The sequence below is a fragment of the Humibacter sp. genome (assembly GCF_051954055.1).
In the GTDB taxonomy this organism is placed as follows: domain Bacteria; phylum Actinomycetota; class Actinomycetes; order Actinomycetales; family Microbacteriaceae; genus Humibacter.
In genome coordinates this window covers 21,771-27,785 of record NZ_JBQCIE010000003.1, presented here as the reverse complement: position 1 = coordinate 27,785, position 6,015 = coordinate 21,771, and the positions used below count along the sequence as shown (strand labels likewise).

The 6,015-nt window shown below is 65.9% G+C and carries 9 protein-coding genes; 5 read left to right on the top strand and 4 right to left on the bottom strand.

The window, feature by feature from the left end; genetic code table 11:
- Positions 1 to 29: 29 nt before the first annotated feature.
- Positions 30 to 1,184, bottom strand: coding sequence for a MalY/PatB family protein (locus ACTHNC_RS00315; RefSeq protein ID WP_440292588.1), 1,155 nt, complete (start codon positions 1,182 to 1,184; stop codon positions 30 to 32).
- Positions 1,185 to 1,507: 323 nt separating this feature from the next.
- Here ACTHNC_RS00315 and ACTHNC_RS00310 point away from each other — a divergent pair, with 323 nt between their 5' ends.
- Entirely contained in the window at positions 1,508 to 1,852 is a 345-nt protein-coding gene (locus tag ACTHNC_RS00310; RefSeq protein WP_440292587.1) for a hypothetical protein, read from the top strand.
- A 37-nt stretch (positions 1,853 to 1,889) separates the two neighbouring features.
- On the opposite strand, the gene ACTHNC_RS00305 is transcribed toward ACTHNC_RS00310, so the two are convergent.
- Positions 1,890 to 2,567, bottom strand: coding sequence for a 4a-hydroxytetrahydrobiopterin dehydratase (locus tag ACTHNC_RS00305; protein ID WP_440292586.1), 678 nt, complete (start codon positions 2,565 to 2,567; stop codon positions 1,890 to 1,892).
- 246 nt (positions 2,568 to 2,813) lie between these two features.
- Between ACTHNC_RS00305 and ACTHNC_RS00300 the strand changes: the two genes are divergently transcribed.
- The gene (locus ACTHNC_RS00300) at positions 2,814 to 3,041 is read left to right on the top strand and encodes a DUF2283 domain-containing protein (protein WP_440292585.1); all 228 of its coding nucleotides are present in this window, start codon (positions 2,814 to 2,816) and stop codon (positions 3,039 to 3,041) included.
- A 156-nt stretch (positions 3,042 to 3,197) separates the two neighbouring features.
- Here ACTHNC_RS00300 and ACTHNC_RS00295 read toward each other — a convergent pair whose 3' ends face one another.
- Together ACTHNC_RS00295 and ACTHNC_RS00290 are read right to left on the bottom strand one after the other, a co-directional pair.
- Positions 3,198 to 3,458 (bottom strand): Txe/YoeB family addiction module toxin, encoded by a 261-nt coding sequence (locus ACTHNC_RS00295; protein WP_440292584.1) that lies wholly within the window; start codon positions 3,456 to 3,458, stop codon positions 3,198 to 3,200.
- Positions 3,455 to 3,706 (bottom strand): type II toxin-antitoxin system Phd/YefM family antitoxin, encoded by a 252-nt coding sequence (locus tag ACTHNC_RS00290; RefSeq protein WP_440292583.1) that lies wholly within the window; start codon positions 3,704 to 3,706, stop codon positions 3,455 to 3,457. The genes ACTHNC_RS00295 and ACTHNC_RS00290 overlap by 4 nt, the downstream gene beginning before the upstream one ends.
- 178 nt (positions 3,707 to 3,884) lie before the next feature.
- Here ACTHNC_RS00290 and ACTHNC_RS00285 point away from each other — a divergent pair, with 178 nt between their 5' ends.
- The 3 genes from ACTHNC_RS00285 to ACTHNC_RS00275 all read left to right on the top strand — a co-directional run bounded on the left by ACTHNC_RS00285 (position 3,885) and on the right by ACTHNC_RS00275 (position 6,004).
- Entirely contained in the window at positions 3,885 to 4,340 is a 456-nt protein-coding gene (locus ACTHNC_RS00285; RefSeq protein ID WP_440292582.1) for a hypothetical protein, read from the top strand.
- 210 nt (positions 4,341 to 4,550) lie between these two features.
- The gene (locus ACTHNC_RS00280) at positions 4,551 to 4,835 is read left to right on the top strand and encodes a DUF2277 domain-containing protein (protein WP_440292581.1); all 285 of its coding nucleotides are present in this window, start codon (positions 4,551 to 4,553) and stop codon (positions 4,833 to 4,835) included.
- A gap of 50 nt (positions 4,836 to 4,885) precedes the next feature.
- Positions 4,886 to 6,004: a GuaB3 family IMP dehydrogenase-related protein gene (locus ACTHNC_RS00275; protein WP_440292590.1), complete on the top strand. Its 1,119-nt coding sequence runs from the start codon at positions 4,886 to 4,888 to the stop codon at positions 6,002 to 6,004.
- The last annotated feature ends 11 nt before the right edge of the window (positions 6,005 to 6,015 follow it).

The window sequence follows — 6,015 nt, the reverse complement described above, 5'->3', positions numbered from 1 at the left end:
GAGGCGATCCGACTCCACCGCGTGACCCGTCAGAGCATCACGCCTGCCAGCCGCGACACCGCTTCCGCGAGCACCTCCGGAGAGCATCCGATGTTCATCCGCACGAAGCCTGCGCCCTCGCGTCCGAACGTCAGACCGCTGTTGACCGCGACCCTGGCGCGCTTCAGGGCGACCGCAGCCGGATCCTCGCTCCAGCCGGTATCAGTGAGATCGAGCCAAGCGAGATAGCTCGCGCGGGGTTCCCGGTAGCGAACCGCGGGCATCCGCTCGGCGAGCAGCCGCGTGAGCAGACGCCGGTTGTCCTCGATGGACGCGATCACGCCGTCGAGCCAGTCGCCGCCTGCCTCGAACGCGGCGGTACTGGCGATGCGTCCGAAGATGCTCGTGCGCTCCTCGACCTCCACCGGCAGTCCCCGGACGAGTTCGGTCATCCGATCGGATGCCGTGACGAACATCGCGCACTTGAGCCCAGCAAGGTTGAACGCCTTGCTGGCGGAGTGCGCGGCGATGGTGTGCTCGCGAGCGGCCGCTGACACGGTGAGATAAGGCGTGAAGGATGCGTCGGAGTGCGTCAGCGGCGCATGGATCTCGTCGCTCACGACCACCGCACCGTGCCGCTCGACCACCTCGCTGAGTGCGACGAGCGTCTCCCGCGGGTGCACGAGCCCGAGCGGATTGTGCGGGCTGCACAGCAGCACGGCCCGCGCTCCGGATGCCAGTGCCGCGTCGATCGCATCCAGGTCGAGTTCGTAACCACCGTCGTCGGTGCGCGCGAGCGGCGCCTCCACCACTCGGCCGCCCGCCTCAGGGATCAGCTCGAAGAACGGCGGATACACCGGAGGGGTGATCACCACGCCGTCGCCCGGGCGGATGAGCGCTCGTAGCGCCTCCACAATCACGACGCTCACGTCGGTGGTCGTGCGCACCCGCTCCGGATCGACCCGCCAGTCCCAGCGCTCCTTCGCGAACCCGGCGAACGCGCGGGCGGCCGCCCCACCGTCGTTTCCGATGTACCCGGTGTCGGAGCGGTCGATAGCCGCGTGCAGAGCGGATGCCACCGGCTCGGCGAGCGGAAAGTCTGACTCCGCCACGAACAGCGGCAGCACGTCGGACGGATACGCCGTCCATTTCTCGCTCGTGCGCGTGCGGAGCTGGCCGAGACTCTGGGCGGCGACACGGTCCATGAGTGTCAGCCTGCCCTATCGGAACGTCGGGCAGCGCGGGTACGCCGTCTGCCTCGAACAGGCGTGCAGGTAGGGGGACACGCCGGCGGATGCAGCCGCCCGCATAGCCTGGGCCGAGTGAGCCGCCGCGCTGTGTCAGCGGAGCGACATTCGTCCAAGACGTCCTCGTGGCGTGCGACGAGACTGAGCCGTACCCGGCTGCAGAACGAGCGCACGGGGCATCACTTCGCGAGACGGCGAAGTCGGACAGCGATGGGCTACCTTTCGATGCGTCCGTCACCGCTAGTGTCCGCCTCAGAGAGCAACCCATGGGAAGGTGTGCTATGACCGATCAGCTGCCCGCATCCGCCTCCGTCCGACTGTCGCTCGCCACGTTCGACCCGACTCGATTCACCGAAGTCGACGCCGCGAACAAGAGTTCCGCCGAGTACCTGGTGCCGGCCATCCAGCGTCTGCCAGGACTCATCCACTACTACGTGGCCATCTCACCGAAGGGTTCCATGGTGCATGTCAGCATCTGGGACACCGAAGAGCATGCGCAGCAGATGAGCCGGTTGAAAGAGATGGTCGTCACTGCGGCCCAGGAACTGGAGGCCGCCGGCGCGACCTTCGTCAGGCCGATCGTCAACTACCCGATCAGCTGGACACCATCAGACGACATTCGCTAGCCGAAGGTGGAGGACCCCCCCATCAGTGGTGGGTCGACTATTCCTCGTTCTCGTCGTCGTCCCAGTCGGTGTCGTCGACCCAGGGCGCGATGTCGATCTCATTGCCTTCTGCGTCGGCGAGAGTCCACCAGTGCGGGGCGAACGCGTCGGACACGATGTGTCCGCTTGCGGCGACGGCGGCGTCGATCCGCTGCCGCGCCAGCGCGCGTGGCAGAGCGAGGTCCACGTGGATGCGATTGCGTTGCGGTCGCGGCGCATCCATCTGCTGGAACCACACCGATGGTCCGATGCCGCGCGGATCGCGCAGAGCGCCCTCGCCGCGACGCTCGTAGCCGAGCACAGCCTCCCAGAACGGCAGCACGAGCGGGATGTCCATGGCATCGATCGCGAACTGCACGGTGCCGATCAGCGTCGGCTCCGGTTCGATGCCGAGTCGGCTCGCGGCGTCCGAGATCTGCACCGCCAGGGCAGCGTCGCGCTCGCTCACGGCGGAGATCTCGTGGGTCATGAGCCGAACCGTGACACCGGCATAGCGCAGGTCGATATCTGGATGGTGGTTCGCGGCATCCGCCAGCTCCGCGATCGCGCGAACGAACTCGACGCCCTCGTCGAAGGAGCCGGTGACGAAGTGAGCGGTCGCCCCGCCGTAGACGCGATGCCAGGTGTCTCCTGGTACGAGCTCGTGGAACCGCTTGGTGGTGATGGCCTCGACCATGGTGCCCCCCTCGACGACCGGATACGAACGCCCATGCAAACATCCACCACCGACACGGTCGACCCATATCGTCATCCGGGCGGGCAGTGAGAGGCCCCGTGGAATACGACCGTCGAGCCTTGAATAGATGAACAGGCGCCCGCAAGCAAGGATCCCTCAACGGGCGGTTTCTGCAACGGCCAGAACCCGCTGACTCGTGCATTCGCCATACTTCACCAAGGGGACGACGTCCACGAAGGGCTCGGCATGAAGATCACCTATGACGCCTCGGCAGACGCGGCGTACATCTCTCTTGTAGATCAAGTTGGTGCATGTGGAGTTGATCGGACTTACCTGTGCGACCCGATGGAGGTCGGGGGAATGATCAACATCGACTTGGATCGCGCAGGCAGGATCCTCGGCATCGAAGTACTCACTGCCAGGGCGCTTCTCGCCAGCGATCTTCTGCAAGCAGCAGAACAGATCGGCACGTAAGCGGATCCCGCTGCGTGCAATGGGGTGCTAACCGAGAGCGGTTCACGAAGCATGACCAGGTTCTAACAGGCCTGACCGAAGCACGCATCTGCGGCCCCAGTGCGCGATCACCCGCAAGCCCGATCCCGCTGCGTCGCTTGTCGGTCGTGCGTCGGGTTAGTAGTGGTCGCGTGCTTGCAGGATGACGATGTGATCGTCGGTGACGTAATAGACGAGGCGGTTTGCGTAATCGACGCGACGTGACCATGCCCCGGTCAGGATGTGCTTGAGGGGTTCGGGCTTGCCGATGCCCGTGAAGGGGTCGCGTAGTACGTCGGCGACGAGTTGGTTGATCCGTTTCAACGTCTTGCGATCCTGGGTTTGCCAGTAGAGGTAGTCCTCCCGCCCGTGGCGGTCGAAGGCGAGGCTGCGGCTCACGCGTCAAGCAGGCCGTGCTGCTCGAACTCGCCCCGGCGGGCCCGCTCGATCGCCTCGACGAGCCGCTGGGCGCCGGCGGAGTTGCGCAGCAGGTACGCGGTCTCGGTCATCGCGTCGTAGTCGTCCTTCGACAGGATGACAGCGTTGCCGTGTCGTGAGACGACCTCGACGGCGGTGTGGTCGTCATTGACCTGCTGAATGAGACCGAACAGGCTCTTGCGTGCTTCCGACGCGGTGATCGCGGACATGACGCCTCCTCGAGTGGTACATAATATCGTACCACTCTGCCGCCCGCGACATACCCGCGGTCATCGGACGCACTGAAGATGAAAGCTGCACGAACGCGAATCCCACTCTGCGCGTCCCGATTCAACTGTCGCTCAACTCTGCCGACGAGCGTCGCCCGACCTAGTCCATGATGATGCCATGTCATCGTCGGAGGAACCTTCCGCAGTGCAGCAGGCAATGCTTCCGGGACATACAACACGGTGGTGGCAGCAGGCCATGCTTCTCGCGGTTGGCTTGACCTTCGCGCTCATCGCGGGCGTGTTCCTAACGGCTCCAGCGTTCCATCCACATGAGAGTCACGCGGAGGCGGGGTTGGCGATTGCCATCCTTCTTGCCCTGATCATCGTGCCCCCATTTGCGTATGTGGCCAGATATCGCGCGCAGCTGAAGTATCGGAAGGAGAGGCAAGCTGGGTACAGCACGATTCGGTTAGCCCGGAATGTTGAGATCCGTGATTCCCAGGGCAACGTCATTCCAACGGGCGACAAGCGTCTCACTGCATCAACGAACATTTGGCGAGCGCTCGCGCTGATGGGCACGGCATGCGCGATCTTGGCGCCCCTGATTTGGGTGATCCGAGTCTTCGTCCGCTGACCGAATCCCGCGGACGCTGACTGCAACACGACTTCTGAACGTTCGGACACCGCCCTGCAGTTCCCAAGGCGACAACTCGTGCTGGTTCTTCGCGGTCGCGTTTTCAACGAATCGCAGCACACGAATACCGGCAGGCTGTCCACGCGCTACAGCATCCAACGTGTCACCCAGCCCTGTCCGGCCACGGGCGCTCAGAGTTATGGTCGCGGTATGTGCCGCAACATCCACACCCTCCATAACTTCGAGCCCGCCGCCACCTCGGACGAGGTGAACGCCGCCGCGCTGCAGTACGTGCGCAAGATCGCCGGAACGACGAAGCCGTCGAAGGTCAACCAGGATGCCTTCGATCACGCCGTTCACGAGATCGCGCACATCACGCAGCACCTCCTCGACGACCTGGTGGCGACGACGCCGCCGAAGAACCGCGAGGAGGAGGCTGCGAAGGCGCGGGCCCGAGCCATACGCTCAGGGCGGTACGCCGCGGCATCCGCCTGACGAGCATCCGCTAAGACGTCACGGGCACCCCGTAGGCTGGCGGGGTGACCATGGAAATCGAGATCGGCCGCGCCAAGCGCGCCCGCCGCGTCTACGCGTTCGACGACGTGGCAGTGGTGCCCAGCCGCCGCACCCGTGACCCGGAGGACGTCTCGACCTCGTGGTCGATCGACGCGTACACGTTCGACGTGCCCATCCTCGCGGCCCCCATGGACTCCGTCGTCTCGCCGTCCACCGCCATCATGATGGGTCGGCTCGGCGGCCTCGGCGTGCTCGACCTCGAGGGCGTCTGGACCCGCTACGACGACCCGGAGCCGGTGCTCGCCGAGATCCGCTCGCTGCCGAACGATCAGGCGACCGAGCGCATGCAGCAGATCTACGCCGAGCCGATCAAGGCCGAGCTGATCCGCGACCGGCTCGCCGAGATCCGCGCGGAAGGCGTCACGGTCGCCGGATCCCTTTCGCCGCAGCGCACTCAGGAGTTCTACCAGACGGTTGTCGACGCCGGCGTCGACCTGTTCGTCATCCGCGGCACCACGGTCTCGGCCGAGCATGTCTCCAAGAACGTGGAGCCGCTCAACCTCAAGAAGTTCATCTACGAACTCGATGTTCCGGTCATCGTCGGCGGCGCCGCCACGTATACGGCGGCTCTGCACCTCATGCGCACCGGAGCCGCCGGCGTGCTCGTCGGATTCGGCGGGGGCGCGGCATCCACGACCAGGGCGACTCTCGGCATCCACGCACCCATGGCTACCGCCGTGGCGGATGTGGCGGGCGCGCGCCGCGACTACCTCGACGAGTCCGGCGGACGCTACGTGCACGTGATCGCCGACGGCGGCCTCGGCTCCTCGGGCGACGTCGTCAAGGCGATCGCGTGCGGAGCGGATGCCGTCATGCTCGGCACCACGCTCGCTCGCGCCACCGACGCCCCGGGCGGCGGCTGGCACTGGGGCGCCGAGTCGCACCATCCGCAGCTGCCGCGCGGACACCGCGTGCAGGTCGCGCAGACCGGCACGCTGGAGGAGATCCTGTACGGGCCGGCTCGCGTCGCCGACGGCACCGCCAACCTGGTCGGAGCGCTGCGCCGCTCGATGGCCACCACCGGATACTCCGACCTCAAGGAGTTCCAGCGCGTCGAGGTCGTCGTCGCCCCCTACCTGGGCCACTGAGGACGGATTCA

Coding starts and splice junctions, on each gene's coding strand:
- ACTHNC_RS00300 (WP_440292585.1), top strand. CDS start 2,814: ATGAAGATCACCTATGACGCCTCGGCAGACGCGGCGTACATCTCTCTT.
- ACTHNC_RS00280 (WP_440292581.1), top strand. CDS start 4,551: ATGTGCCGCAACATCCACACCCTCCATAACTTCGAGCCCGCCGCCACC.
- ACTHNC_RS00285 (WP_440292582.1), top strand. CDS start 3,885: ATGTCATCGTCGGAGGAACCTTCCGCAGTGCAGCAGGCAATGCTTCCG.
- ACTHNC_RS00315 (WP_440292588.1), bottom strand. CDS start 1,184: ATGGACCGTGTCGCCGCCCAGAGTCTCGGCCAGCTCCGCACGCGCACG.
- ACTHNC_RS00275 (WP_440292590.1), top strand. CDS start 4,886: ATGGAAATCGAGATCGGCCGCGCCAAGCGCGCCCGCCGCGTCTACGCG.
- ACTHNC_RS00290 (WP_440292583.1), bottom strand. CDS start 3,706: ATGTCCGCGATCACCGCGTCGGAAGCACGCAAGAGCCTGTTCGGTCTC.
- ACTHNC_RS00310 (WP_440292587.1), top strand. CDS start 1,508: ATGACCGATCAGCTGCCCGCATCCGCCTCCGTCCGACTGTCGCTCGCC.
- ACTHNC_RS00305 (WP_440292586.1), bottom strand. CDS start 2,567: ATGGTCGAGGCCATCACCACCAAGCGGTTCCACGAGCTCGTACCAGGA.